This window comes from Treponema sp. SP13, from assembly GCF_050938355.1.
In the GTDB taxonomy this organism is placed as follows: Bacteria; Spirochaetota; Spirochaetia; order Treponematales; family Treponemataceae; genus Treponema_D; species Treponema_D socranskii.
In genome coordinates, this window is record NZ_JADOVM010000001.1 from 395,525 (window position 1) to 421,162 (window position 25,638).

The 25,638-nt window shown below is 52.2% G+C and carries 18 protein-coding genes; 5 read left to right on the forward strand and 13 right to left on the reverse strand.

Annotation, left to right across the window (positions count from 1 at the left end; genetic code table 11):
• Window positions 1–113: 113 nt before the first annotated feature.
• A complete protein-coding gene (locus IZU26_RS01760) occupies window positions 114–3,971 on the forward strand; it encodes an alpha-amylase family glycosyl hydrolase (protein ID WP_433276288.1) in 3,858 nt (1,285 codons plus the stop codon).
• Between the two features lie 114 nt (window positions 3,972–4,085).
• Here the strand turns inward: IZU26_RS01760 and IZU26_RS01765 are convergent, their stop codons facing one another.
• Window positions 4,086–5,396 carry a hypothetical protein gene (locus tag IZU26_RS01765; protein WP_021330556.1) on the reverse strand — a complete coding sequence of 437 codons (1,311 nt, stop codon included), beginning with the start codon at window positions 5,394–5,396 and terminating at the stop codon, window positions 4,086–4,088.
• Window positions 5,397–5,488: 92 nt separating this feature from the next.
• Here IZU26_RS01765 and pepT point away from each other — a divergent pair, with 92 nt between their 5' ends.
• Window positions 5,489–6,760 (forward strand): peptidase T, encoded by a 1,272-nt coding sequence (gene pepT, locus IZU26_RS01770; RefSeq protein WP_433276289.1) that lies wholly within the window; start codon window positions 5,489–5,491, stop codon window positions 6,758–6,760.
• Between the two features lie 49 nt (window positions 6,761–6,809).
• Window positions 6,810–8,093 (forward strand): UDP-N-acetylglucosamine 1-carboxyvinyltransferase, encoded by a 1,284-nt coding sequence (gene murA, locus IZU26_RS01775; RefSeq protein WP_021330582.1) that lies wholly within the window; start codon window positions 6,810–6,812, stop codon window positions 8,091–8,093.
• A 140-nt stretch (window positions 8,094–8,233) separates the two neighbouring features.
• Here the strand turns inward: murA and IZU26_RS01780 are convergent, their stop codons facing one another.
• The 7 genes from IZU26_RS01780 to IZU26_RS01810 form a co-directional block, all read right to left on the reverse strand.
• Window positions 8,234–8,608: a type II toxin-antitoxin system RelE/ParE family toxin gene (locus tag IZU26_RS01780; protein ID WP_433276291.1), complete on the reverse strand. Its 375-nt coding sequence runs from the start codon at window positions 8,606–8,608 to the stop codon at window positions 8,234–8,236.
• A gap of 98 nt (window positions 8,609–8,706) precedes the next feature.
• Entirely contained in the window at window positions 8,707–10,044 is a 1,338-nt protein-coding gene (locus tag IZU26_RS01785; RefSeq protein ID WP_433276293.1) for an RluA family pseudouridine synthase, read from the reverse strand.
• 3 nt (window positions 10,045–10,047) lie between these two features.
• On the reverse strand, window positions 10,048–11,565 hold the full coding sequence (locus IZU26_RS01790) for a type I 3-dehydroquinate dehydratase (RefSeq protein WP_310822655.1): 1,518 nt from the start codon (window positions 11,563–11,565) through the stop codon (window positions 10,048–10,050).
• Window positions 11,566–11,593: 28 nt separating this feature from the next.
• A complete protein-coding gene (locus IZU26_RS01795; RefSeq protein WP_433276295.1) occupies window positions 11,594–12,646 on the reverse strand; it encodes a PASTA domain-containing protein in 1,053 nt (350 codons plus the stop codon).
• Between the two features lie 51 nt (window positions 12,647–12,697).
• Window positions 12,698–13,213 carry a hypothetical protein gene (locus IZU26_RS01800; protein ID WP_433276297.1) on the reverse strand — a complete coding sequence of 172 codons (516 nt, stop codon included), beginning with the start codon at window positions 13,211–13,213 and terminating at the stop codon, window positions 12,698–12,700.
• Between the two features lie 2 nt (window positions 13,214–13,215).
• Window positions 13,216–13,776 (reverse strand): NUDIX hydrolase, encoded by a 561-nt coding sequence (locus tag IZU26_RS01805; protein ID WP_433276299.1) that lies wholly within the window; start codon window positions 13,774–13,776, stop codon window positions 13,216–13,218.
• A complete protein-coding gene (locus IZU26_RS01810) occupies window positions 13,773–16,175 on the reverse strand; it encodes an ATP-binding cassette domain-containing protein (protein WP_433276301.1) in 2,403 nt (800 codons plus the stop codon). The genes IZU26_RS01805 and IZU26_RS01810 overlap by 4 nt, the downstream gene beginning before the upstream one ends.
• Window positions 16,176–16,194: 19 nt before the next feature.
• Between IZU26_RS01810 and IZU26_RS01815 the strand changes: the two genes are divergently transcribed.
• Complete coding sequence (locus IZU26_RS01815; protein ID WP_433276303.1) at window positions 16,195–16,680, forward strand: flavodoxin family protein; 486 nt, start codon at window positions 16,195–16,197, stop codon at window positions 16,678–16,680.
• Between the two features lie 122 nt (window positions 16,681–16,802).
• On the opposite strand, the gene IZU26_RS01820 is transcribed toward IZU26_RS01815, so the two are convergent.
• The 4 genes from IZU26_RS01820 to IZU26_RS01835 all read right to left on the reverse strand — a co-directional run bounded on the left by IZU26_RS01820 (window position 16,803) and on the right by IZU26_RS01835 (window position 22,142).
• On the reverse strand, window positions 16,803–18,302 hold the full coding sequence (locus IZU26_RS01820) for a glycine hydroxymethyltransferase (protein WP_310822649.1): 1,500 nt from the start codon (window positions 18,300–18,302) through the stop codon (window positions 16,803–16,805).
• Between the two features lie 265 nt (window positions 18,303–18,567).
• Window positions 18,568–20,070 carry a D-alanyl-D-alanine carboxypeptidase family protein gene (locus IZU26_RS01825; protein ID WP_433276305.1) on the reverse strand — a complete coding sequence of 501 codons (1,503 nt, stop codon included), beginning with the start codon at window positions 20,068–20,070 and terminating at the stop codon, window positions 18,568–18,570.
• Window positions 20,071–20,086: 16 nt separating this feature from the next.
• Window positions 20,087–21,178: a chorismate synthase gene (gene aroC / locus IZU26_RS01830; RefSeq protein ID WP_433276307.1), complete on the reverse strand. Its 1,092-nt coding sequence runs from the start codon at window positions 21,176–21,178 to the stop codon at window positions 20,087–20,089.
• 118 nt (window positions 21,179–21,296) lie between these two features.
• Window positions 21,297–22,142: a PHP domain-containing protein gene (locus IZU26_RS01835; protein ID WP_433276309.1), complete on the reverse strand. Its 846-nt coding sequence runs from the start codon at window positions 22,140–22,142 to the stop codon at window positions 21,297–21,299.
• Between the two features lie 65 nt (window positions 22,143–22,207).
• Here IZU26_RS01835 and IZU26_RS01840 point away from each other — a divergent pair, with 65 nt between their 5' ends.
• Window positions 22,208–23,455 (forward strand): Crp/Fnr family transcriptional regulator, encoded by a 1,248-nt coding sequence (locus IZU26_RS01840; RefSeq protein WP_021330579.1) that lies wholly within the window; start codon window positions 22,208–22,210, stop codon window positions 23,453–23,455.
• Window positions 23,456–23,565: 110 nt separating this feature from the next.
• Here IZU26_RS01840 and IZU26_RS01845 read toward each other — a convergent pair whose 3' ends face one another.
• Window positions 23,566–25,536 (reverse strand): FAD-dependent oxidoreductase, encoded by a 1,971-nt coding sequence (locus IZU26_RS01845; RefSeq protein ID WP_433276311.1) that lies wholly within the window; start codon window positions 25,534–25,536, stop codon window positions 23,566–23,568.
• Window positions 25,537–25,638 lie beyond the last annotated feature (102 nt).

The window sequence follows — 25,638 nt, forward strand, 5'->3', positions numbered from 1 at the left end:
CGCACGAACCGTTCTTATTAAAACAAAAATTCATAAAAAAAAATTACCCTTTTTTTTCATATCGTGCTATAATTGTACGTGTATACATTGAAAAAGTGCAACACGGAGATGCTGTGAAAATTTCGTACAATGAATTTCATGTAAGTAAAAAAGTCAGAGATCTCTGCCGATTTAACGAAACGCTGTTTGCGTCTGCAGGCAATGTCATCTTTTCCGATATGTATCAAGTGCGCGCGTTTGTCGAAAAACTGAATGCGTTCTTCGATAAACGAGGCGAACACGAAAAACGCGTGTCGGCAGGCGAACTCAACGCAATGGGGCTCATCGATGAAATATTTCACTACGTATGCATGATTTACCGGAGAGATGCGGACGCAGAATCGTTCAGCACCATCCTTGCAAAGCTCGACGATGAATTCGGCTCGAGCAGGATAGACGACCTCCTCTTGTCGTTTATCGCCGAGTTTCCGCCTGCGGCCGTCCGTCACGGTACCGTAAGTGCCGAAGACTATCTTTCCGAGACCGCATTCGACGAAGGTGTGAATCGCGAGCGGACAAACCGCGAGCAGACGTTCGAAGAGCTCATACTCCTGCACCTCGCAAATGAAAACCCCGCATTTAAAAAATTCTCGATTTTATTCGACGACGCAAAGCTCGCGCGCAATGTGCTGTACGCAAAGTCATGGGAAATTATTAAAAGTCGTTTCGCCTTGCTTCCGCCGTTCGGGCCGTTCGGCCACGATCTCATTTCCATGCTGAAAGAACCCGTCGTCTACAGCCCCGAAAGCCTTAAAGGCCAGCTCGATTATATCCGCCTGTACTGGGCGGCGATGCTCGGAGATCGGATCAAGCGCCTGCTCGCCGGCATCGATACGATACAGGAAGAAGAAAAAGCGGCGTGGCAAGACGGAGGTGAGATCGAAACGGTGCCGTACAGCTATGAAAATCTTGCAAAAGAATACGAGCGCTTCAGCGCGGACAGCGCATGGATGCCGTGTGTCGTGCTCATTGCAAAGATGGTGCTCGTGTGGCTCGATCAGCTTTCAAAAAAATATTCGCGTGCGATTACACGCCTCGACGAAATCCCCGACGAAGAGCTCGATATGCTTCGGGACGAAGGTTTTACGGGGCTCTGGCTTATCGGCTTGTGGGAGAGGAGCTATGCGAGTAAACGCATAAAGCAGATAAACGGAAATGCGGATGCGGCAGCGAGCGCATACAGTCTCTACGATTATGAAATCGCACACGATATCGGCGGTTGGGACGCGCTCGTAAATTTGCGTACGCGCTTATGGCAGCGCGGCATCCGCCTCGCATCCGACATGGTACCGAATCACACCGGCATGGATTCGAAATGGGTCATCGAAAAGCCCGACCTCTTCGTTCAGAGAAAAGACTGTCCCTTCCCACAGTACACGTTCAACGGCGAAAATCTTTCGCGCGACGGCAGGGTCGGCATCTACCTCGAAGACCACTATTATACGAAAACCGACTGCGCCGTCATCTTTAAGCGGGTCGACAACCATACCGGAGACGTGCGCTATATCTACCACGGAAACGACGGCACCGGCATGCCGTGGAACGATACGGCGCAAATCGATTTTCTGAACCCCGCCGCACGTGAAGCAGTGATGCAGGAGATCGTCAACGTCGCAAAAAATTTTCCGATCATCAGATTCGATGCGGCAATGGTGCTCGCAAAAAAACATATCAGACGGCTGTGGTATCCCGAGCCGGGACACGGAGGTGATATCGCAACGCGGAGCGAAAATGCAATTTCCGCAGAAGAATTCGACAAAGCGATTCCGAACGAATTTTGGAGGGAAGTCGTTGACAGGATCGCAGCCGAAGTTCCGGACACGCTGTTGCTCGCCGAAGCGTTTTGGATGATGGAAGGCTACTTTGTCCGTACGCTCGGCATGCACCGCGTCTACAACAGCGCGTTTATGAATATGCTCAAAAAAGAAGAAAATCAAAAATACCGCGACACGATAAAAAACACGCTGCGTTTCGATCCGCAAGTGCTCAAGCGCTTTGTCAACTTCGTCAACAATCCAGACGAAGAAACCGCCGTTGCGCAGTTCGGCAAGGGCGACAAATACTTCGGCGTATGCACGCTCATGGTTACGATGCCCGGTCTTCCGATGTTCGGGCACGGGCAGATCGAAGGCTTCGAAGAAAAATACGGCATGGAATATACGCGCGCATACCGAAATGAAAACCCCGACGAAGGTTTCGTCGCGCGTCACCGGCGCGATATTTTTCCGCTCATGAAAAAGCGCCGACTTTTTGCGGACGTCGAAAACTTTTTGTTTTACGATTTGTGGAACGAAGGCAGCGTAGATGAAAACGTATTCGCCTATTCCAACTGTGCGGACAGAGAATGTTCGATCGTCGTCTACAACAACAAGTACGAACGCACTGCGGGCTGGATTAAAGAGTCCGTGCCGTATGCGATAAAAACGGGAAGCGGAGAAAACGATAAGATGTTCGTAACCCGGACAATAGCCGAAGGATTATGCCTCAGCGATGCCGGCGATACGTACTGTATTTTCCGCGAACAGCGGTCGGGACTCTACTACATCCGCAAAAACGACGACATACGCGAAAACGGTTTGTTCGTTTCGTTGAACGGATTCGAATCGCAAGTCTATACGGACATTCGTCAAGTCGCGGATACCGACACATATAAATACAGCACTTTGTGCCAAACCCTCGCAGGCCGCGGCGCGGAAGATTTGGAAACGCTTTGGGAAGAGATCGAATACTGGGAACTGTACAAAGCGCTCGAAACTTTCGCAATTTTATTAATTTCAAAAGTGGAAGAGATGTTGCATCCTGCGGACAGAACGCAGTTAAAGAAAAAAGCCCTTACGGATAAAATGCAAGCGCTTACGGATGAAGTCAAAGAAAGCGCGCTCGCATTCTATGCTACGGCACAGCGGTTTGCGGACGGATGCGGATATAAAATCGCTCCGCCTGAAAAACAGTTTCGGCAATTTAATAAAATGTTTTCAGCCGTCATATCGTCCGCTGCGGATACCGTCCTCAGAAATCCGTCCGCAGAAGAAAATGAAAAATTATTAAAATCAAAATCCGGCGGCGATTTCATCGCGTTCGCAGCATCCATCGAAAAATCTCTCCCGATATTATTAATTTGCCTGGCATCGATTGAAGAACTTGCCGCTTGCGGATGCGCAAAAAGGTTTAATTTTGCACGGAAATTTGCCGAATATATAAGACGAACGGGATGTGCGAACGCGCCCGATCAGTATCAGCTGATGCGCGTCTTCGCTCTTGCACCACTTGCAAAAAAAACAGTATTATTAAATAATATGAAGAAAGCAGCCTACGAGTTTGCCGCGCTTTTCGTTCAAAGCGAAGACGCGTTGCTGCTCTCGGGGAATAATTTCTTCGACGGCATACAGTGGTTTAACAAAGAATTGTCGGACAGCAGCTTGACATACTTTGCCGCTGTTGCAACTTTGTATGCACCGGAAGAGAAGAAGGACTTTGTGCGTGCATTGTATTTTCTTCTCAATGATGCTAAAATAAAAGCATCGTTTAAGAGCGAATTATTTATTAAACAATTCGCACCGAACAAAGGTTCTAAAGCTTTACCTCCCGTCGGGAAGAGAGAAGCTTCAAAGATAACAACCGCCGGATTATCCGGCAAGAAGCACAAGGAGCTGACTATGGCAACGACCACAGTAAAAAAACCGGCCGCAAAAAAACCGGCTGCAAAAAAGACAACAGCGAAAAAACCTGTTGCGAGTAAGACAACGGCAAAAAAACCGACCGCGAAAACGGCAGCGAAAAAAACCGCTGCTAAAAAGACAACAGCGAAAAAGCCCGCTGCAAAAACGGCAGCCAAAAAGCCCGCGGTAAAGAAGCCCGCTGCAAAAAAAGTTGCGGCAAAGAAACCCGTTGCCAAAAAGACAACCGCAAAAAAAACAACCGTAAAAAAATAATCGAAAACAAGTAATTATTTATGATAAAAGCGGTGCTCCGACACCGCTTTTTGTTTTATAGGCGGGACGTGCGCCGCACCTATTCGATAATCAAATTAACAAAACGACGAATGATTATCCGGCTACGCCTGCGATTACAGATCGCAGTTCGGCTTCCGATGAAATCGCAGGCTTCCCAATGCGGATGGGTTTCAGCGCCGATGCGATTCGTTCGGGCATGGCAGGCGCTTCGCCCGTCGTTTGGCGAATATAGTCGGCCGACAAGGAAGGATGATCGCGCGCGACAATGATGACGGCACCTCCGTCTTCCGATGACATATCCGCTTTGAGTTTTGCCGCAGCGTAGGCGCGGCCGGTGTGCCGATCGGCAAAAACGCCGTATTTTACGAAAAGCTCTTTTACCGCATCGTCCGTCATGGCATCGGTGAGTTTTACCGGATAGACGAAATTGCGCATCATCAACGTATTTGCGGAAAACACTTCTTCGAGCCGCTCTATGTTCGACGGATCAGTCGGGTCGGCCGGCCGGCGGTCGGCATACGGGACGACGGAATCGAGAACGATGCAGTCGCCTGCCGCATCGACGGTGAGCGCATCCGTTGCGGGGATAAAAAAACCGTTTAAAGGCAGCGCAAAACGCCAGCTGTACAGGCCCGCGACGACATTGCTGTAATTGCCCGGCGCGAGCGCGTAGTACATATCGCCCGGCACCTCGTCTTTTAAGCGCGAAAACGCAAACGGGTAAAAAAACGCCTGCGGCAAAAGCCGTCCGATATTCGCTGTATTTGCGACCGTAAGCCGATTCGTTTCGGAAAAGTCTCTGTCCGAAAAAATCGTGCGCACGAGATTTCGGCAGTCGTCTTCGGTTCCGTCGATTTCTACGGGATATATATTGCCGCCGTTCCAGCAATAGTCGCTTTCCAACATACCGTAAGCGCTCCCTTTCGGACAGACGACGACGGCCTTTATGCGCTTTTTGCCGCGCAGCTCGTACGCGAGGACGGCGCCGGTTTCACGGCGCGTTACCGCTAAAATCGTCGCGCTGCTGTCCCTCATCTGCAAAATCGTTTCAAGGCAGGCCGTAAGGTATGCGATGCCGAAATCGCGGTGGCAGCCGGAAGGCCCGTGAAAGAGTTCGAGCATAAAATGCGTATCGTCGAGACGGCGGACGGCAGGTTCAAACGGAAAAGCTGTTGTCGCGATCGTTTCGCAAATAATCGGACTGAATTCGTCTTTGATAAAAGCGGACGTGAGCGTACCCGCGATGGAAGCGAACGACGTCGTTTTATCCGTATAGAGAATCCAGCGGCGCAAGTCTTCCGTGTCACAAGGCACATAAAGCCCGCCGTCTTCCGGCATACAGTGTAAAACGGCTTCCGCAAATCCGACGGAGAGGGCTTTGTTTCGTGTACTCGTAAATCGCATAGCGTAATTATAGCTCGAATGCCGACTTTTGTCATTGCGCAATCGACGCGCCATCGATTGCAGAACGCGCGCGAAAATAATATGATACTGGAATGAACTACATCAAAAAAAATTCACAAGAAGAAAAAGAATTGCTCGAGCGTTTTTTGCGCTATGTAAAAACGTACTCCGAAAGCGATTCGAATAAAGCCGACGAAGGGATCATGCCCTCAACTCCGCAGCAAAGGGATTTTGCAAATATGATTGCCGAAGAGATGAAGATTGCGGGTTTGGAAAACGTGCACGTCACCGAGTTTTGCTATGCGTACGGCATTCTCCCCGCTTCCGAGGGTTTTGAAAACGTGCCGCCCTTTTGTCTCCTTTCGCACATGGACACGGTCGACGAAGTGAGCGGAAAAAACGTCAATCCCGTCGTGCATAAAAACTACGACGGCGCTCTCATCGAACTTACGGAGACGAATCCTCTCGACGCGGATTCGGACGAAGCGCTCGCAGAGGCGGCACGCGAGCGCGATACGATTATCACGACGGACGGGCACACGCTCCTCGGTGCAGACGATAAGGCGGGCATCGCGGCGATTATGACGGCGATTTCGTACCTTAAAGCGCACGAAGAGATCAAGCACGGGAAAATCGAAGTAGTCTTTTCACCCGACGAAGAGACGGGGCACGGCATGGATAAGGTGCCGCTCGAATCGATTCAATCGAAGCGCGCGTACACTGTCGACGGCGGACATATCGGCGAGCTTGAAACGGAATGCTTCAATGCGGTCGGAACGACGGTCGTCTTTACGGGCAAATCGACGCACACGGGAACGGCACGGAAAGCGGGCATGATAAACGCGATCGCTATGGCATCGCATTTTGTGTCCTCGCTCCCCATTACCGAGCGTCCCGAAACGTCGGACGGTATGGCAGGCTTTTACGCGCCGATCGAATTTACGGGAACGATCGAAAAATCGACGGTGTATCTTTTGCTGCGCGACTTTGACGGGGAAAATATGAAAATGCGGCAAAAAACCGTCGAAGCGCTCGCCGAAGCTGCCGCACTTTCTTTCGGCGGCAGTGCAAAACTGACGCATAAAACGCAGTATTTCAATATGAAGCGAAAGCTTGACGAACATCCCGAAGTCGTGCGCGATTTGGAAGCGGCGTACCGAAAAGCCGGCGTGGAACCCGTCTTTATGCCGATCAGAGGCGGCACCGACGGTTCGCGGCTCACCGAAATGGGCATCCCCACGCCGAACATTTTTACCGGCGGACACAATTATCATTCGCGTATGGAGTGGGCTTCGCTTAACCAAATGTGTAAAGCTGCCGATATTTTAATAAACCTCGCAGGCATTATCGGTACGGCAAATTAACCCCCGATGCGCCTGTGTGTGAAGCGCACTATAAAGACGGGAGGCGGCAATGCACGAATACATAATCGACGGCGGATTTCCGATTCGGGGAAGCATCACCGCAGGCGGCAATAAAAACGCGGCGCTTCCGTGCATTGCGGCGGCTTTGCTCACGGAAGAAAGCGTTACGCTGCACAATATCCCGGACATAGAAGACACGCGCGTTATGCTCGACATCGCCCGATCCTTCGGCGCCGACGTCGAATGCGTAAAAAATCACAGCTGGAAAATCACCGCCAAGCGATTTGCAAACACGATGATCCCCCCGGAACTTTCAAAAAAGATACGCGCATCGATTTTATTTGCAGGTCCCCTCCTCGCTCGAACGGGAAGAGCGGAAATGCTGCCGCCGGGCGGAGACGTTATCGGCAGGAGAAGGCTCGACACGCACTTTCTCGCGCTCACCGAACTCGGCGCACGCGTAGACATAAACGGTAAATTCGTGTTTTATGCGGACGCGCTCAAAGGCGCCGATATCTTTCTCGACGAAATGTCGGTAACCGCGACGGAAAACGCCGTCATGGCGGCGGTGCTTGCAAAAGGCGAAACGATCATTTCAAATGCGGCGAGCGAACCCCACATACAGACCTTATGCGCCATGCTCGTGAGTATGGGCGCAAAAATCAGCGGCATCGGAAGCAATATTTTACGCATCGAAGGAGTCGAGTCCCTGCACGGCTGCGAATGCACGATAGGCCCGGACTACATGGAAATCGGTTCGTTTATCGGACTCGCGGCGGCTACTCGCGGTTCGCTCACGATCGAAGGCGTCAATCCTCAGGATATGCGGCCGCTCAGGCTCGGTTTCAGCAAACTCGGCATCGCATGGAATATCGACGGCACGACGCTCACCGTTCCCGAACGGCAGGAACTCAAAGTAAACGGCGATATCGGAAACTCGACGCCGAAAATCGACGACGCTCCGTGGCCGGGTTTTCCGCCCGATTTGACGAGCATTATGACGGTCGTCGCAACGCAAGTCGAAGGCACCGTGCTTATCTTCGAAAAGATGTTCGAATCGCGCATGTTTTTCGTCGATAAACTGATAAACATGGGAGCGTGCATCACGCTCTGCGATCCGCACCGCGCCGTCGTGTCGGGCCCGCGCATCCTCCACGGCGACCACCTCGTCTCTCCCGACGTGCGCGCGGGCATGGCAATGGTGATCGCGGCGATGACGGCGCATGGGCAAAGCAGAATTTCAAACGTGTACCAGATCGAACGCGGCTACGAACACTTGGTCGAACGGCTTCAGTCGGTCGGAGCGCACATCACGACGGTCGACGTCGAGTAAAAGCAAGGGACTTCCGTTTTAGAATTCGAAGCGCAAGGATCACACTTACTGCAAAGATTGCTATCGTACTTTTGCAAACGCTGCAAGAACCCGCTGTTTTTCCAAAAGTTACCGGATTTTCGGAGATTATATATTTATAACTAAAGCAAACGTACAGACAGCTTCTTTCCAAGAGCATAGGCAAAACGCTCGATTGTAGAAAGCGATGTATTGAATGAAGGATTCAATGCGTTATCAACGGCTGTACGAGTCGTATTCATCCGCTTTGCCACAGCCGATTTTGTAAGTTTTTGTTTTGCCATTTCAGCCTGTAATTGAGCAGCGATTACTTTTTTTGTTGCAAGCTCTCGTGCTTCTTCATAGAGACCTTGCTCTTTCATAAAATCGGAAAAATCCTGTCCTAAGCTTTTCATTTGTTTTGCTCCTTTATAGTCCCTAAGCCTATTTTTTGCAGTTTCTATTTCATCTAACGGTGTTTTCTGAGATTTTTTCTTAAAGCCGTGAAGCAAAATCATTGTGTTCGCAAACACCTACAATCGCGCGCGCCGCAACCGCCGGCGAACGTCTGCAATCGTAGGCGCTTGTCGCGTCCGCCCGCTCCCGCACCATCCCCTTAAAAATCGGGTTCGCATTCGAAAGCGACGCGCTCGCCCGTTACAGGATGAATAAACGACAGATACGAAGCGTGAAGCATGAGACGCTCTCCCGCCCCGCACGTTCCGTACAAAGAATCGCCGACGATCGGAAGACCGAAGCCGTGCATATCGCTTGACGCGACGCGCAGCTGGTGCGTACGCCCCGTGTGCGGAATAAACAAAATGCGCGTCACCTTTCTGTTTTTCCCGTCGGTTCCGCGGTACCGGTTGTAGCCGAGTTTTTTCCATTCGGTGATGCCGAGCTTGCCGTTTGCTTCGTCGTAGATGCGTTTCGGGCGATTCGGCCAGTCGAGCGAAAACTTCAATTCCATGCGCCCTTCGCCGACACTTGGAAGAGGTGCGCATCGGCCGGGCGCGTTTTCGAGAGAGCCGTCAAGCAGTGCGATATAGCGCTTATGCACATCGCCTTTTTCGAACTGCATCGAAAGCGAGCGCTGCGCGTCCTGCGTAAAGGCAAGCACCATGAGCCCCGACGTTTCCATGTCGAGCCGGTGTACCGACGGATACGGAATCGTTTTCGGAAAGAGGCGCTTCATACGGTTTACGATGCAGTCCTGTTTTTCAGGTCCCCGCCCCGGAACGGAAAGGAGGCCGCTCGGCTTATTGACGACAAGGATCGCGTCGTCGCGGTAGACGATTTCAAGGCCGAGCATCGAAGGTAAAACGAGTGCGCAGCGTTCGTCGCACGGCGGATAGGATGTGCCGCTCTCTTTGCTTTGCGTCGCCTTACCCCAATACATTTCATCCATGCTCACGGGAAAAAGCGAGTGCAAAAACGCATAGTCGAGCAGCTTCGGTGCACAGCAGTCGCCGGTACCTGTCGGCGGCAATTTCGTTTTGCAGATATCGACGAGGCGCCGAACGCTTCCGTCTATACAGTGAAATCGATAGAGTTCATGTACTTTTCGAAGCGACTCGGTCGTTAATATTTCCCTCTCGGCGGCGATGCGGCGCCGGGCGTTTTCGGGAGCGCTTTTCAACTCCGCAGTCAATTCGTGGATGCGTTTGTCGTTCGGTAAAAGCGCATCAGCAATAAGCTTTGCGCTCACGATCGGCGGTACCCATATCCCCTCCGATTCTCCCTCTGCGACGAGGCTGTTGCCCGAAACCGCGTTGAGAATTATTTTATTGCCTTCGGTATCGGCGCATACGAGGCATCCGATCATAACGCCGTGCCCGTCGCGCTCTTCACTCGGAAGCGACACTTGTTTTAAAACGAGGGAACCGTTTTGAAGCCGCTCGAAAATCTTTTTCAGATAGAGATGCGCGCGTTTTGTCGGAAGAGGCGGAAACATCGGCTAGCAAAGCCCCGCGTATTCAGCACTATAATCGATTCCCGTAAAAATTTTAAACTGTTTATAGCCCTGGTATTTGAGCATTTCCGCACCGTTGCACGTTTTGCAGCCCGCTTCCGAAGCACGCGCCATAATCGGTGTGACGGCAGGCACGTACACCAAATCGAATACCGTTTCCGCTCCGGTGAATTGATAAAAGTACAGCGGATCGCCGTCTTTCGACGCTTCTCCTTCGGAACTCATACCCTTCGACGTCGTCTGAACGATGATGTCGGCGTACTTTTCGATTTTTTTCGCAGCTTCGGGGCCGAGGGGTGCATAGTCGAAACCGTACCGTTCGGCAAGCGCTTTCGCATGAGAAAGCGTTCTGTTGAAGACACACGCTTTTGCGCCGAGTGATTTTACGACGTATGCGACGGCTTTTGCAGCTCCTCCCGCACCGATGATCGCAACGCGGCGGCGGCGAAGTTTTTTTACGCCGAGAAAACGCAAAAGCGCCGTTTGAAATCCGTACGCATCGGTATTGCAGCCCGTCCATCCCTCGTCGGTACGCACGACGGTATTGCATGCGCCGATCGCCTGAGCTTCCGAATCGAGCTTTATCAATTCGGAGATCACGGTTTCTTTATGCGGAACGGTTACCGCAAGCCCCCGCACACCGAGGGATGCCGCGCAGTCGAGGACGTCGGAAACGGACGGCGAGCGCAACGGCAAAAGAAGCGCATCGATATTATTAATTTTATATCCTGAATTATGAAGCGCGGGACTCGATGTTTTTGCAAGCGGCCAGCCGGTCACCGCATAGAGCGTTGTTCGATCGCTTAAAGAGCGGAAACGGTATACGTCGTTCAACGATACGGGATCGATATGTCCGATGCCGGAAATATTGTTTTCCGTTTCTTCGGGCGACACGTAGGTGAGGTACGAATGAAGTTTATATGCCAAAATACGCGAAACCTGTCCGAGCGGGCCCATCGCGCACAGTATGTGCTCGTAATCGGTCATCGACTCCGCTTCGCGGAACATATCGGAAACGTCGGCAAGCGTTTTCGGCATAAAGGCGATCTTCGGAATTTCATAGCCGGTCGTGCGCATCGCTTCGCATTTCGCTTTGAGATTTTTTATCGGCTTTTCCATGTCGTGGCAGCTTCTGATGATGCGGACGCCGAAAGCAAGTGAGGCATCTTGCAGACTCGGCACGCGGAAATCTTCTTCAAAATCGACGTACGCGAAATTCTTTTGCGGGTTTTGGTCGGCAAACGCGAGGGCGCGTCCGAAAAGCATCGTACGCGACATTTCATTGCTCGTAAATCTTCCGCCGTCGGCCGTCCGGCGGATCGTCAATATGCACGGTACGTTGACCATCGCCGGAAAGCGGCGTACCGAAAGCTGTTCGTCGGGAGCAAGGAAATCGACGCGGAGTTCTGCAACGTCGATATAGCGGTTATACTTCCGCACGAGAGCCGCGTTCTCTTCGAGCGTCGGGGATGTAAGCGTCAAACAGACCAGCGGCTTGCTCATCGACATATCCTCATCGATAATTATTAATTTATTTGACGGTAATGCGCTTGTGTTCTCGTTCTCCGGCCGATGACACGATCGAAAGCACAAGCTCCGTTCCTCTCGGAACGGCGTACGGAATCGTAACGGCACCTCCCGGATGGGAAAACGTCACAACCGTATAGGCGTCTCCTTCTTCCGGTTCTGCAGTGAGTTTTATCGGTACGGGATACGGATAGTTCGTCAGCACGTCTTCAAATATGCCGTACACATTGCCGCCTTGGGCTTGCCGCGGAAATGCGAATTCGACCGCGACGTGCGTATAATTTGCGACGAGCTCTTCCGCAAAAGTCTGCTCGTGCACGACCGTTCCCGCTGCTTCGCCCGGCTCCGCTGTATGCGCCGTAAAATCGAAAACGAGGCGCGTACGTGACATCTGCTGGAGCACGTCGCTCACGGAATTGCCGATCAAATCGGGAACTCTCGTATTTTCGAAATTCGGCCCGCGGCTTACGACAAAATGCACCGTTACCGGATCGCTTATGCTTGTGCCTTCCGGCGGATCCTGTTCAAGAATCGTGCCCGCTTCGGCGGTGTCGGCTTTATACTGCGGAGAGGCGATGACGATGAGCGGCCGCGCCGATCCCGCAAAAAGCGTCTGCAGCTTCATGCGCACCGAGTCGATATTTTCTCCGATATAATTTTCCACGTGGTCGATGACGACGCCGCGGCTTACGACGAGCGAAATGTGGCTGAATCCTTTTCTGATCGCTCCTCCCGACGGATCCTGTTCGAGAATCGTTCCCTCGTCGCCCGGCGTTTCCGAATAGCGCAGTTGGATTTCAGGGTACAATTTTTTTGCCTGCATTTCGATAAGCGCCGTCGTCAGTTTTTTGCCCGTAACATCGGGAACGAGCACTTGTTCGGGGCCCTTTACGTTTACGGTAAAGACGGCGAGGCATGCAAGCGCCATCACGACAAAGGTGACGATGACAGTCGATAAAAGCAGTTTGCCGTTTGATTGGAGTTTTTCAAGCGCAGCGTGAAAATCGATTTGAAACGCTTTTTCTTTTAATTTTAATAATATATCTTTGAGCTTCATATCAATCGTATCCTCGACGGTTTTTTATCGTATCATTTTCCGCGTACATAATCAATGTTGCAATTGCGGACGGAAGCCGAATATCGCTTTCAACACGGCATCTCGTTCGCCCTCATCGGCATAGCTTATGCGCCGCATCCCTTTTCCGCGGACGTCCAATTCCACGATGCACTCTCCCCGTATTTCTCCCGACGTGGAGGTTTTTCCCGCACGCGATATATCTTTAAACAAAATCACTTCTCCTTCCGTTACGACGCCGTTTTCATACACGCCCGACGAACGCAGTGTCGAAGCTTCTCGGACGGCGATTTCCGTTGCGAGCAATGCGACGGCGCAGAGCATCCACTTAAAATAAAAGCGCAGATCGACGAAGGCACTGAAAAGCATGATAAAGAGAGCGCACACGATGATCGCCGCCGAGAATTTTGCCGGACGCGGCCGCGCCGAAAACACGCATTTTCCCGCGCGCTTTAAAATCGATTTTTTCCGCAAAAAAATTGTTAAAACGAGCAGCGCGTACAAAACCGCCGACGCGGCGTACACGGCTTTCGTTATCGTTGTGTCCATTTTTACCGCCGCCTCCTTTTGAGCCACACGTCGAGCGCACGGCGCGAATTTTCAAATGCGAGCGGAACGGCGGCAAGCTCCGCATCGTTCGTAATCCGCACCGCCGTAAAGCTTTCGACTTCGCTCTTTTGCGCACGAAGATTTTTTATCAACGCATCGATCGTTTCGATGCCGTGCGGAAGAGATGCGCGGTAAAACACGTCGCAGGTTTTATACAAAATGCGTTTATACTCATACGTGTTCGGAAACGAGCACAGATATTGTACGTGCCGTATTTCCAAAGCGGCTTCTTCCCGGCATTCGCGAAGAGCCGCTTCGTCGGCGCTTTCGTCCGGATCGATAAAACCGCCTGGCAGCGCGAAAAATCCCTTGCGCGGCTCTTTTGCTCTTTTTTCAAGCAGCACATTTCCTTCCCTGTCGGCGACGATAACACACACGGCGGCGGCGACATTGTGATACAGCGTAAAAGCACAGTCGGAGCAAAACCATTTTTTGTTATCGACAAAGCCGATATTCTTTCCGCCGCACATGGGGCACGAATTAAAATTATTATTGCAGTTCATGAAAAACACCTTTCGGTCAGCGCATCCGCAAGCGCTTCCGACCTCCGTATCGTCTGCATGACAAGCGGTACAAAAAGCGGAATGAGCGAGCGCACGCGGCCGAAAAATCCTTTCGCATCCCTGAGCCCGCCGCGGATGAGCTGCGTTTTAATAATTTCCGACGCTTCATCCAAAAGCAGGGGCATAAAGCGAAAAACGATTTCCGTTATTATGATAACGTATCGCACGGGAATATGAAATACGGCAAGCGGTTTTAACAAAACCGAAAGACCGTCGACGATATCGTATTCCGGCGTCGTGTATGAAAACGAAAGTATACAGGCGATCGCCCCTTCGGTGCGGATGAGCGTCGTAAGGCAGAGCAAAAGCTTCGACGGCGTAACGGTAAAATATCGATAAGCGAGGAAGATCCGTTCGCCTTCAAGCGGCGGATAAAAAATCATCTGAAAGATGCAAAAAAACAGCAGGAGCGGAACCGTCTTTACGAGCGATAAAAAAAGGCGCCGTTTCGGGTACTTTGCCGAAAACGCGTAGATGAGCGAAAGCAAAAACATACACGCGCACAGCGAGAGGGGACGAACGGCAAGAGAGGCGGCAAAGAGCGCGATAAAAACGATGAATTTAACTGCCGGCGGAAGTTTCGCTGCGATACCGCCGTTTTTTTTGACGTTCCCCGTATTCGCCGAAGCCGCGCGGATCGAATTTAATAATTTCGCACCTTCAAGCGGCATCTGTACCGTATCGGGAAGCGTATGCCGTTTCATCTGCACGTCGAAGCCTGCGGCACCATCCGCATCGGATTTTCCCTTTTTAATAATTTTCCCGCCGTTCGATGAAGCCGCGTTACTTCGAACGAGAAAAAGATTGCCGTCCCGAACGGATATCTCTTCGTCGGCAAAATCGGCTTCGTCCGGGCGGTGCGTGCTGAACAGCACCGTATGTCCCATAACGGCCAGCGAGCGGAGGAGCGCCATCGTCTTTGCGCGGGAAGGGCCGTCGAGCCCCGCAGTCGGTTCGTCGAAAAGCAGCACCGGAGCGTCGAGCGCGATGATCCCCGCAACGGCAAGCCGCCGTTTTTCGCCGCCCGAAAGTTCGGCCGTCTGCCGCTCGGCGTATTCGGCGTACGGGATGCCCGCTTCATCCATCGAGCGCTTTACGAGCGAAACGAGCGCTTTTCCCCGAACACCGCGGTTTCTAGGCCCGAAAGCGACGTCGTCTGCAGCAAAGCGTTCGAAAAGGGCGGCGTCGCTGTTTTGCCGGCACAAAGCGGGACGGGAATCGCAGCGGATTTCACCGTAAGACGGAGCGAGCAGCCCCGCCGCCATTTCCAGCAGCGTCGATTTGCCGCTGCCCGAAACGCCGGTGAGGGAGGTGAGCGTCCCTTTTGCAAGCGAAAAATTAATATTGTTAAAAATGACGTTTTCACCGTAGGAAAATCCGACATTGCAAAAGGCGAGAGAGGCTTCGGATTTTTTTACGGCATGTGTCGCATACGCTTCCGCTGCATCATCGCACACAATCGTCCGACGAGCGACTTCTTTTAGCGCTGATGTATTTATCGCTTCGGTATCGGGCATATTCGATACGGCGGATAAGTTTATCGCTTTTTTATTATTTTTTTTAAAAACGGAGTCTACGATTTTTTCTCCCGTAATGCGTTCGCACAATTCGGTATCGGTAAAAAAATCATCCGTCATTCCCGAATATACGATTTTCCCCTTTTCCATCGCGATGACATCCTTCGCTTTTCGGATCGCATCTATATCATGCGTGATGTGGACGACCGTACGCCCCTTTCGAACCCAATACGAAAGAAACGCAAAGATATCGTTTTTCGAATCGGGGTCAAGCATGGAAAGCGCTTCGTCCAGTATGATCACATCGGGATCGATCGCGATGATGCCAGCGAGCGCTTCTTTTTGCGTTTGCCCGAGAGACAGCGTTACGGACGGCGAAGAGGCTTTATGAAGCAGACCGACGACGGTAAGCGATTCGATCGTGCGGAGTTCGACTTCATTGGGTGAGAGGCCGAGATTTTGCGGGCCGAAAGCCGTATCGCGGAAAACGACGCTGCAGATGATTTGATCTTTCGGCGATTGAAATACGAGAGCCGAGCGGACGCCGCTCGCATACGAAACTTCGCCGCACTCGGCATCGAGAAGCCCGCACAAAATCCGCGCAAGCGTACTCTTTCCGCTTCCGTTCAATCCGACGACGGCCGTGTACGAACCGCGTTCGAGCGAAAAATCGACGTCGCTGACGGCCGGCATATTTTGCTGCGGATAAGTGTAGCTTACGTGATCGACGGAAAGAACGCGCATCGCACTCATCATATCCGAAACGGCGGAAAAAGTCAATTCGCATATTTGTCGTACGCGGCATTTGACGGTCGGGCGCATTCGCGGTATTGTTATCGTTATGGAAGATACGGTAATCATATATTATTCGCTCGACGGAAATACCGACCATGTCGCCCGACGCATTGCGGAAAAAACGGGCGCAAAGCTCGTACGGCTTGAAACGAAAAGGGCGTATCCGCGTAAAGGGTTCAGAAAATTTTTTATCGGAGGACGCGACGCTCTCTTCGGCGCACGACCCGAATTGAAAGCTTCTTTTCCCGATCTTTCGCCTTTCCGTAACATCGTCATCGGCACTCCCGTTTGGGCAAGCCGTCCCGCTCCGGCAATCAATACTTTTTTGCGGCGCGCAAAGCTTGACGGAAAACGCATCGCGCTCTTTGCATGTTCGGGCGGAGGACAAGCGAAAACCTGTCTCGATAAAATGCAAGCGCTACTCGCCGGCAATGAAATTCTCTGCCGGGCATCCTTTATAAGTCCCGCGTTCAAAAGCGGAAAAGCGGTCGACGACGCGATCGACGGGATCCTCTCCGCTCTGTCAGAGTGAAAGCGTGTACCGTATGTCAAAACAATATGATGGAAACCTCATGTATAAAAGCAAGGGAATGTCACGATTTCCGAAGCCGTTCTAAAAAAAAATCAGCGCAAAACATGCATACTTTTTTCGTATTATCCGACGAATTCCTTTTTTAAAAACGCGAGGTCGAGTTCGGGATAGAGCACATGCTTTGCGAGAAGCGACCGTACGCGCTGTTTCGCTTTTTCCTGCACGGCGGGATCGAGAACGATTTTACCTTTTGCCGGTTTCCCGTCTTTTGTCGTGCCGGGCTTCGTGCCTTTCAACACAGAATCGATGATCGAAGCGACTTCTTTCATGTCGGCTTCCGTCATACCGAGCGTCGTAATGCCCGGAGTGCCCACGCGTATGCCGCTCGTCCACCACGGGCCGTTTTTGTCGAAGGGGAGCGAATTGGCATTGAGCGTAACGCCGCATTGAAACATCGCCGCTTCCGCCTGCCGTCCGGTCAGTCCGTAGGTCGTCACGTCTATGAGTATGAGGTGATTGTCCGTGCCTCCCGTCTGCAGCTTCATGCCGAGTGAAGCGCATGCTTGTGCAAGGGCAGCGGCATTTTTAACAACGTTTTGAGCGTATTCGCGGTATTCGCTCGTAAGCGCTTCTTTGAACGCGACCGCTTTTGCCGCGATGATGTTCCCGAGCGGGCCGCCTAAAACCATCGGGCAGCCTTTATTCACGTCGTCGATGAATTCTTTTTTGCACAGTACGAGCGCTCCCCGCGGGCCGCGCAATGTTTTGTGCGTCGTCGACGTAACGATATCCGCAAAGGCTACCGGATCGTAATCTCCGGTAAACACTTTGCCTGCAACGAGACCTGCGAAGTGCGCCATATCGACCATGAGTACGGCGCCGCACTTGTCCGCGATTTGGCGGAACCGTTTGAAATCGATTTTGCGAGGATAAGCGGAAAAGCCTGCAAGCAAAATGAGCGGCTTTACTTCCATCGCCTGTTTTTCGATCGCGTCGTAGTCGAGCAATCCGCTTTCTTTATCGACCGTGTACGGAATGCTTTCGAACATCTTTGCCGAAACGTTCATGCGGTAACCGTGCGTGAGGTGTCCGCCCGAATAATAATCGAGTCCCATGAGACGCTGCCGCCCGAATCGTTTGCGAAGATCTTCCCACTGCGCTTCGGTCAAATCGGACACGCTTTTTACGTCGAGGGATTCAAGCGTCGGCATTTCAATTTTGTGATTGAGAATCGCCCAATAGGCGACGAGGTTCGCATCGCAGCCCGAATGCGGCTGCACGTACGCGTAATCCGCGCCGAAAAGTTTTTCGGCTTCCCTCGCCGCGCAGGATTCGACCGTGTCTATATTTTCGCAGCCGCCGTAATAGCGGTGTTCGGGATAGCCTTCGGCGTATTTATCGGTAAGGAGATTTCCCATCGCGGCCTGCACGGCAAGCGAACAGTAATTTTCGCTTGCGACGAGTTTTAAGTGCGCGCGCTGCGTTTCAAGTTCGTTTACGATACTCGCGGCTATTTCGGGCGCGAATGCCGCCGTCTGCTGCAGGTTTGCAACGTAAGAGGTCATCGCGGCGTTCGGTTTTCCGCTGCACGATGCAAGATAATTTTCCAAAGGACTTGCCATAAATTCTCCCATATCTCCCTTAAGGTAATTTGTTCGCGCGGAGAGTTTAATATCCCGACGCTCCGTGTCGGGATTGTTGATTAAAAATAATTAAAACGCGTCCGTCCGCAGAATCGGCGCCGGATACGCGAATCATAATCGAATCGGAGAAAAAATGCAATGGACTATCGCTCTATCGCATGGAATGCCGTATCCGTTGCACTGCGGCTATTGTATCTTCCGGTACGAAGCTCTCATAGTGCACAGGTACACGACCCCTTGCAGACTATCGCCTTTTCGAAAGTATCGCCCGCGCGATAAAGTCGCTTGCCGAAACGAAGGGATTGGCTTTTCCGATCGAGCGGTCTGCGACGAGGGGGATCGCTTCGAGCGTTTTGCCGTCGAGCACGTATTCGATACTGCCGTATTCGCTTCCGGCGCGGACGCCGCCTTCTATCGAACGCGGCAGGTTTACGAGGACGCGCACGGATCGGGCGGCGTCTTCGGGTGAGGTGCCCAGTATAAACGGAACGGTGAGCGCGGTAAAATCGTAGGCGGGCGTGAGGTATGTCCACTGCGCTTTTGCGCCGGTGACGGGGATAAAATAGCGGTGCACGGCGTCGGTTTTTTTGCAGTCGGCAAAGCGCGCAAACGCCCATTCCATAAGCGTCGTTCCGTCCTGCACGCGGTACGCATCTCCCTCCCTTCTGTTTCGTCCCGGCCCGTTCATCGTTACCGATAAAAAGCGCGTCTCGCCTCGGTGCGCAGTGAGCGCGAGGTTGTAGCCGCTTTCGTCGATGTAGCCCGTCTTTAAGCCGTCGCATCCGGCGAGCTTTCCGAGGAGGGCGTTCGTATTTTGCTGGGTAATACCCATCGTAATCTTTTCGGGCAAGCCCTTTGAAAAATCCTGCGCGGTCGGTTTGCTTCGGTCTTCGATCGGGAGATTGTGAATTTGGGGATAGGTAAACGAAAGGCGCGAGTGGAATTTGACGAGCGTATCCGGAAAACGCGTAATATACATGCGCGCGAGCATCGCTATTTCCCTCGCCGTCGTTTCGTTGTCGGCGCTGTAACCGGACGCTTCGGCAAAATGCGTTTTCGTCAATCCCAAAAGCCTCATTTCGCGGTTCATGCGTTCGACAAAAGCTTCCATGTTCCCCGCGATATAATAGGCAAGCGCGTATGCCGCGTCGTTTCCCGAACACACGTCGAGTCCGGTTAATAATTCTTCGACGGTGACGATTTGCCCCTTGCCTAAAAACATGAGCGACGAATGCGGCATCATATTGCACGCCCACGTTTCCGGCGGCAACGGCACGATATCGCCGTAGGAAATATGCCCGCGCTCGATTTCCTGCATGACGACGTACATGACCGCGATTTTCGTCATCGATGCCGGCGGGATTATTCTGTCCGCTTTTTTTTCGTAGAGGACGCTGCCGCTTACGACGTCGATGAGGATGGCCGATCCCGCTTCGACGGAAAGTTTTGCCGGAACGACGGGATAAGGAAGCGGTTTTAAAATATCGTTTCGAGCGGGATACGCTTTGTCGAGCGCGTCGTCGAGCAGCTTTCGCTCATCTTCGGTGAGCTCTCTCGGAGGAGCCGCCTGTTTGAATCGATAGAGGCGGATTCCCGCCGTGCCGACAAACGAAAAAGCGAACACCGCAGCGAAAATAATGATTATTAATCGTATGCGCCGGATGATGCCTCCGCTCTGCGCGGGGGATTCCCGCCGTGCCGCATTCCGTCCGCTGTCTTTTTGCCGTTCGCCTTTTCGTTCGCTCATCTTTTAACTTCGGTATTCAAATCCGTGCGCTCCGGTTTCGAAGGAGCATATCGGCGAGGACGATGGCTGTCATCGCTTCGATGACGGGGACAATCCTCGGACACAGGCACGCGTCGTGCCGCCCTTCGATCGATATGTCGCTGTCGAAATAGGCGCCGCCGTCTTCGCGTACCGTTTCCTGTGTGCGGAAAATGCTCGGCACGGGCTTTATCGCTGCGCGGAAGACGATATCGTTTCCGTTCGACATGCCCCCGAGTATGCCGCCCGCGTTATTCGAAAGAAATGTAACGTCTCCGCCTTCGGCGCGCATCGCATCGTTGTTTTCGCTTCCCGTAAGGAGCGCCGCACCGAATCCTGCGCCGAATTCGATACCCTTTACGCTTCCGATCGACAAAACCGCTTTGGCAAGTTCGGCGTCGAGCTTATCGAAAACCGTTTCGCCGAGTCCCGCAGGAACGCCGCTCGCCGTACATTCGACGATGCCGCCCGCGCTTTCGCCTCCGGCGCGGAGTTCTGCGACACGCGAAGCCATGAGGTTTGCAGCCTCTTCGTCGCATGCGCGAAAGGATGTGCGTTCGACCGCATCCATGTCGCGCGCTTTGCACGAAATTCCTGCTGCCGAAATCGTGTACGCTTTGACACGTATGCCCGCCGTTTTCAGAACAGCGCTCGCGACGGCACCCGCGGCGACGCGCGAAGCCGTTTCGCGTCCGGACGAGCGCCCGCCGCCCCGCCAGTCGCGCACGCCGTATTTTTTAAAATACGTCCAGTCGGCGTGCCCCGGACGGAACGTATGCGCAATGTTCGCATAGTCTTCCGACTTTTGAGTGCGGTTTCGTATTTCGATCGCGATCGGCGTTCCCTCCGATACGCCTTCGAAGACGCCCGAAAGGATTTCCGCTTTATCGCTTTCATTTCTCGATGTGACGGCGGGATTTTGTTTTCCGTCGACCGCCCCCGGCTTTCGCCTGTCGAGCGCACGCTGTATGTCGTCCGTATCGATATGTATGCCTGCGGGACAGCCGTCTATGACCGCACCGACGGCGCTTTCGTGGCTTTCGCCGAATGTCGTAACGCGGAAGATTGTCCCGAATGTATTGCCTGCCATAATTCGAGTATAGCATAAAAGCGGAAAGCGGGGAACATGTTTCTGATTTGTATGTGCCGATTTTCGATTTTAGACCGGTTTTTCGATTTCCTCTTCCGAAAACCGTTTAAAAACGTCGTTACTTTTTCAAATACGGGAGCAGCTCTTCGTAATAAAATCGATCGTCTATCTTTTTGCCGTCGGCGGTGTGGCCGAGTTTTCGATCGGCGCGGATTTTTTCGCCGTGAAAATCGCTTCCTGCCGTGACGAATATGCCGTGCTCACGTGCAAGCGCTTCGAGACGTTTGCAGTCGTGACCGCTCGCCCCAGGATGATAAGCTTCAAGCCCTTCGACGCCGCGCGAGTGAATGTCTTCCAAAATCGTATCGAGATGCCCCCACGACACGTAAAGCGACAGCGGGTGTGCGATGACCGGTACTCCTCCCGAATCGATGATGGCCTGTATCGCTTCGTCGAGATTCGCGCCCGTGCGCTCGGCATAAAAGGGCTTACCTTTTCCGAGATATTTTTCAAACGCTTCCCGATTATCCTTTACGATATTTTTGTACTTGAGGTATTCGGCAAAATGCGGCCGGCCAATGGAGCTGTCAGGAAAAAGGGCGCAAAGCTCATCGTACGACGCGTCGATATCGGCTTCGCGCATCTCTTCGATTATCCGCAAATTTCGTTCGGTACGCTTTTTTTGCAAAAAAGCGACCAGTTCCGACAATGACGGGGAAATATGCGTAAAACCGAGTCCGAGCAAGTGAAATTCGCCGGTCGGCCATCCGACAAAAATCTCGATTCCCTGCACAAGAATAATCCGCCGTTTTTCGGCTGCGGCAACAGCTTCCGGAAGCCCCGCTATCGTATCGTGATCCGTTATCGCAAGGACGGAAATACCGCTTTCACAAGCCTTTTCGACAAGCTCGGCAGGGCGGTATTGACCGTCGGATGCGTTAGTATGAATATGTAAATCAATCATCGTAAAGAGCATAGCACAAATAGATGATTTATGATATAATAGTGTAATGTACCAGGGGATCTTGTATGCCTAAAGCGATGCAATATACAAAAGGATCGATCGTTTACTTTGAAGGGGATAAAGACGAGCGAATTTTTATCCTGCAAAAAGGTATTCTCGTCCTTACGACGACAGATGTGGAAACTCATCAACCTGTTACCGAACAGGTAAAAAACGGCGAGTTTTTCGGCGTCAAATCCGCACTCGGTCGTTTTCCGCGCGAAGAGACGGCCACCGCGCTTACCGACTGCGTTACGATCGCTCTGACTATTCAAGAATTCGAACAGATATTCAGCAGCAACAAGCAGATCATCATGAAAATGCTCCGCGTCTTTTCAAACCAGCTGCGGCTCATACATAAAAAAACAGAAGCGATTCTTAACAATGTTCCCGAAGATCAGCAGACGGGTATGATCGCCGTCGCAAAAAGTTTTTACAACGACGAAGAGTATCTTTCGTGCTGCGATATCTGCGTCAAATTTTTATCGCTCTATCCGAATACGTCGAAAAAAGACGAAGTCGCAAAATTATACGCCGATGCAAAACTGCGCAACACAAAGATAAAAGAAAAAACGAAAAGCACCGATACATCCGAAGAAGACGAAGAAGCTTCCGGCGCGCTGAAACAGTTTGCGCTTCCCGCTTTTAAGCGCTTTGCAAAGCAGTATAAACCGGGTAACGTCATCATCAGCGAGTTCGAACCGGGCAACAGTTTTTATCTCATTCAGTCCGGACGCGTGCAGCTCGTCAAATGCGTAAACGGCGCGAAAAAAAATCTCGACATCATGAAACCGGGAGAATTTTTCGGCGAGATGGCTATCCTCGATAATTCTCCGCGCTCGGCAACCTGCGTCGCAATCGGCAACGTCGAATGCCTCGAATTTAATAAAGAGAATTTCGAACTGCTCATCATGGGCAATCCCCAAATCGCGATTATCCTCTTGAAGCTTTTCTGCAAGCGCATCTACGACCAACGGCGCCGCCTGCGCACGCTTGCGATCAAAGACGTGCAGGCACGCATCGCAGACGTATTTCTCATGTTCGACGAAATGAATCCTTCCGCAAATACGAACGATCGGCAGCGGAAGTTCAACGTATCGGCGGGCGACGTGGCGCACTGGGCGGGATTGACACCGGAAGCTACGCGCGATGAAATTAATAAATTCGTCGAAAAGCGGAAAATCGAAGTGTATGATAACTACATCATCGTAGACAATATTGCCGACATGAAGCGCATCGTCGATACGCGAAGCGGCCTTTCGGAACAAAAATAATTAATAAATTGAAAAAAGGGCTGTCCCGGAAGTTGTAAAAAACTCCACAAAGGACAACCCTTTTTATTTACGGATCCTGATCTTACTTACCGCAAGCTTTTTTATGTTCGTTACCGCGCGTCCGCGACAACCGTATCGCCTGCGAGTTTACCGAATACAACGACTTCCGTGATCGCATTACCGCCGACTCTGTTGCCGCCGTGGATACCGCCCACGACTTCTCCTGCTGCATACAAACCGGGGATTGCTTTTCCGTTCGTGCCGATGACGCGGCAGTTCGTATCGATCGTAACGCCGCCCATCGTGTGGTGAATACACGCTTGTCTCGGAGTTGCGACCCAAGGCCCCTTTGTGAACTGCACCGAGTAGATCGTTCTGCCAAACTCTTTGTCCACGCCTGTCACCACGTCCGCGTTGAACGTGTCAACCGTTGCCTGAAGCGTTGCTGCATCCATACCGAGCTTTCCCGCGAGGCCTGCAAGCGTATCGTCCCAAATCATATAGCCGTTATCGGTAAGGTAGTCAAAAGTAAAGCCGTCCGCGCTCCTCCAGTTCGGGTCATGAATATCCTTATATCCGGTACCGTCGGCAGACTCGAGCATGTAATACATTCTATCGGTTTGAGCAAGGATCGCAAGACAGATTTCATCGCGCCTCCCTCCTTCGTTCACAAAACGCTTGCCTTCTTTGTTGACAAAGATCATCTGGTCAAGTTCGCGGGCGGCGCGCGGCGGCCACTTCGTAAGTTGCCCGTCCTTAGTGTTGCCGAGAAAGAGAAGTTGAATCTGCTCCATATCGCGAAGCCCGGCGCCTGCGTTTGTCGCCATTATGATGCCGTCTCCCTGTGAGCACGAAAAACGATTCGTCGTCCCTGTCTGTGAGAGATCGGGCCATTTGCCGGTCGTGTTGTACCGCTGCACCATTTGTGAGTTCGCGCCGAAACCGCCGGTCGCGAGGATGACGCCGTCCTTTGCCGAAAGGGTAAATTGATTGCCGTTTCTGTCGGCGCACACGACGCCCGTAACTCTGTCGCCGTCTTTGACGAGCGATTTACCCGTCGTTTCAACCATGATGGTAACGTTGTTCATTTTGGCAAGATTTTGCACGTAAGTGGAGATAAAGCCCGTGCCCATCAACATGGTACTCTCGTGCGTTCTTTGCCAAAGTCCGCCTGCAGCTTGTAAAATTACATCGTTGAAGCCCATGCCCAAAGCTTTTATCCATACAAGACCATCGTAGGCATTATCCGCAAGTTCTTTGACAAGATTGAGGTCAGCAACTTTATCGCCGCCGTTCCATGTCTGCAACGCAAACCAGTCTTTCGAATCGAAGAGGTCGGTTCTGCCGCTCGCCTTATACGCGTTCCACTGAGAACGCACCCGCGCTTGGAGCGCGGCGTGTTCACCGCTTTTCGGTGCTTCGGCGAGGGCCGCTTCGATCGTGCGTTTTACAGGTTCGGACATAACGACTCGACGCTGCATAGCATCGGCGGGTGCGTTGTAACTGGCGCCGCACACAAGCGTGTCGCCGCCCACTTCACCGTTCTTTTCTACGATGATAACCGATTTATTCTGCTGACCCGCTGCGATAGCAGCCGCAAGTCCCGCGCCGCCGCCGCCGACAACGACGACATCGGCGCTCGCATTTTCCGGAGCGGAAGCCGCTTCCGGTTTTGCGTTCCAATCGGCGGGATTCGCTTTCGCCTGTTTCAGACAATCCGACACGGCCGCTTTGATGGCGGCGGACGTAATCGTCGCACCGGTTACGACATCGACGTTCACCGACTGATGCTTTACGATTTCGGCGGGGATCAATTCGATAGGAGCCATTCCTCCGGCCGTCAAAACCGTACCGTTCGCGTCCATGAGCGGACTGCCGATTCCCGGCGTTTCCGAGTTTTTCGTAACCTGTACGTCCGCGATCTTTTTGTTCGCAATCGTAACGGACACTTCGATCGCATCGTTCATCCCCTGTACGGACGAAGTGTAGGTTCCGTTTTTAATCGATTTACCGCTACAGGAAATAAGGCTCGCAACGGCAAACGCGATCAACGAGGATAAAAGGAGTGTTCTTTTTTGCATTATCCATACCTCCAAATAATAAGTAATCAAGCGTCATTTTATGTACCGTCTTCTTTATTTATAGTATGGCCTCAAAGAGCATTTGTCAAGAAAAATTCGGAC

Excerpts from the sequence above, each read along its gene's own strand:
- IZU26_RS01790 (WP_310822655.1), bottom strand. The coding sequence starts at position 11,565 with ATGAGCAAGCCGCTGGTCTGTTTGACGCTTACATCCCCGACGCTCGAA.
- IZU26_RS01780 (WP_433276291.1), bottom strand. The coding sequence starts at position 8,608 with ATGATTTTGCTTCACGGCTTTAAGAAAAAATCTCAGAAAACACCGTTA.
- IZU26_RS01805 (WP_433276299.1), bottom strand. The coding sequence starts at position 13,776 with ATGAACTGCAATAATAATTTTAATTCGTGCCCCATGTGCGGCGGAAAG.
- IZU26_RS01785 (WP_433276293.1), bottom strand. The coding sequence starts at position 10,044 with ATGTTTCCGCCTCTTCCGACAAAACGCGCGCATCTCTATCTGAAAAAG.
- murA (WP_021330582.1), top strand. The coding sequence starts at position 6,810 with ATGCACGAATACATAATCGACGGCGGATTTCCGATTCGGGGAAGCATC.
- pepT (WP_433276289.1), top strand. The coding sequence starts at position 5,489 with ATGAACTACATCAAAAAAAATTCACAAGAAGAAAAAGAATTGCTCGAG.
- IZU26_RS01825 (WP_433276305.1), bottom strand. The coding sequence starts at position 20,070 with ATGAGCGAACGAAAAGGCGAACGGCAAAAAGACAGCGGACGGAATGCG.
- aroC (WP_433276307.1), bottom strand. The coding sequence starts at position 21,178 with ATGGCAGGCAATACATTCGGGACAATCTTCCGCGTTACGACATTCGGC.
- IZU26_RS01800 (WP_433276297.1), bottom strand. The coding sequence starts at position 13,213 with ATGGACACAACGATAACGAAAGCCGTGTACGCCGCGTCGGCGGTTTTG.
- IZU26_RS01810 (WP_433276301.1), bottom strand. The coding sequence starts at position 16,175 with ATGCGCCCGACCGTCAAATGCCGCGTACGACAAATATGCGAATTGACT.
- IZU26_RS01835 (WP_433276309.1), bottom strand. The coding sequence starts at position 22,142 with ATGATTGATTTACATATTCATACTAACGCATCCGACGGTCAATACCGC.
- IZU26_RS01815 (WP_433276303.1), top strand. The coding sequence starts at position 16,195 with ATGGAAGATACGGTAATCATATATTATTCGCTCGACGGAAATACCGAC.
- IZU26_RS01765 (WP_021330556.1), bottom strand. The coding sequence starts at position 5,396 with ATGCGATTTACGAGTACACGAAACAAAGCCCTCTCCGTCGGATTTGCG.
- IZU26_RS01840 (WP_021330579.1), top strand. The coding sequence starts at position 22,208 with ATGCCTAAAGCGATGCAATATACAAAAGGATCGATCGTTTACTTTGAA.
- IZU26_RS01845 (WP_433276311.1), bottom strand. The coding sequence starts at position 25,536 with ATGCAAAAAAGAACACTCCTTTTATCCTCGTTGATCGCGTTTGCCGTT.
- IZU26_RS01795 (WP_433276295.1), bottom strand. The coding sequence starts at position 12,646 with ATGAAGCTCAAAGATATATTATTAAAATTAAAAGAAAAAGCGTTTCAA.
- IZU26_RS01820 (WP_310822649.1), bottom strand. The coding sequence starts at position 18,302 with ATGGCAAGTCCTTTGGAAAATTATCTTGCATCGTGCAGCGGAAAACCG.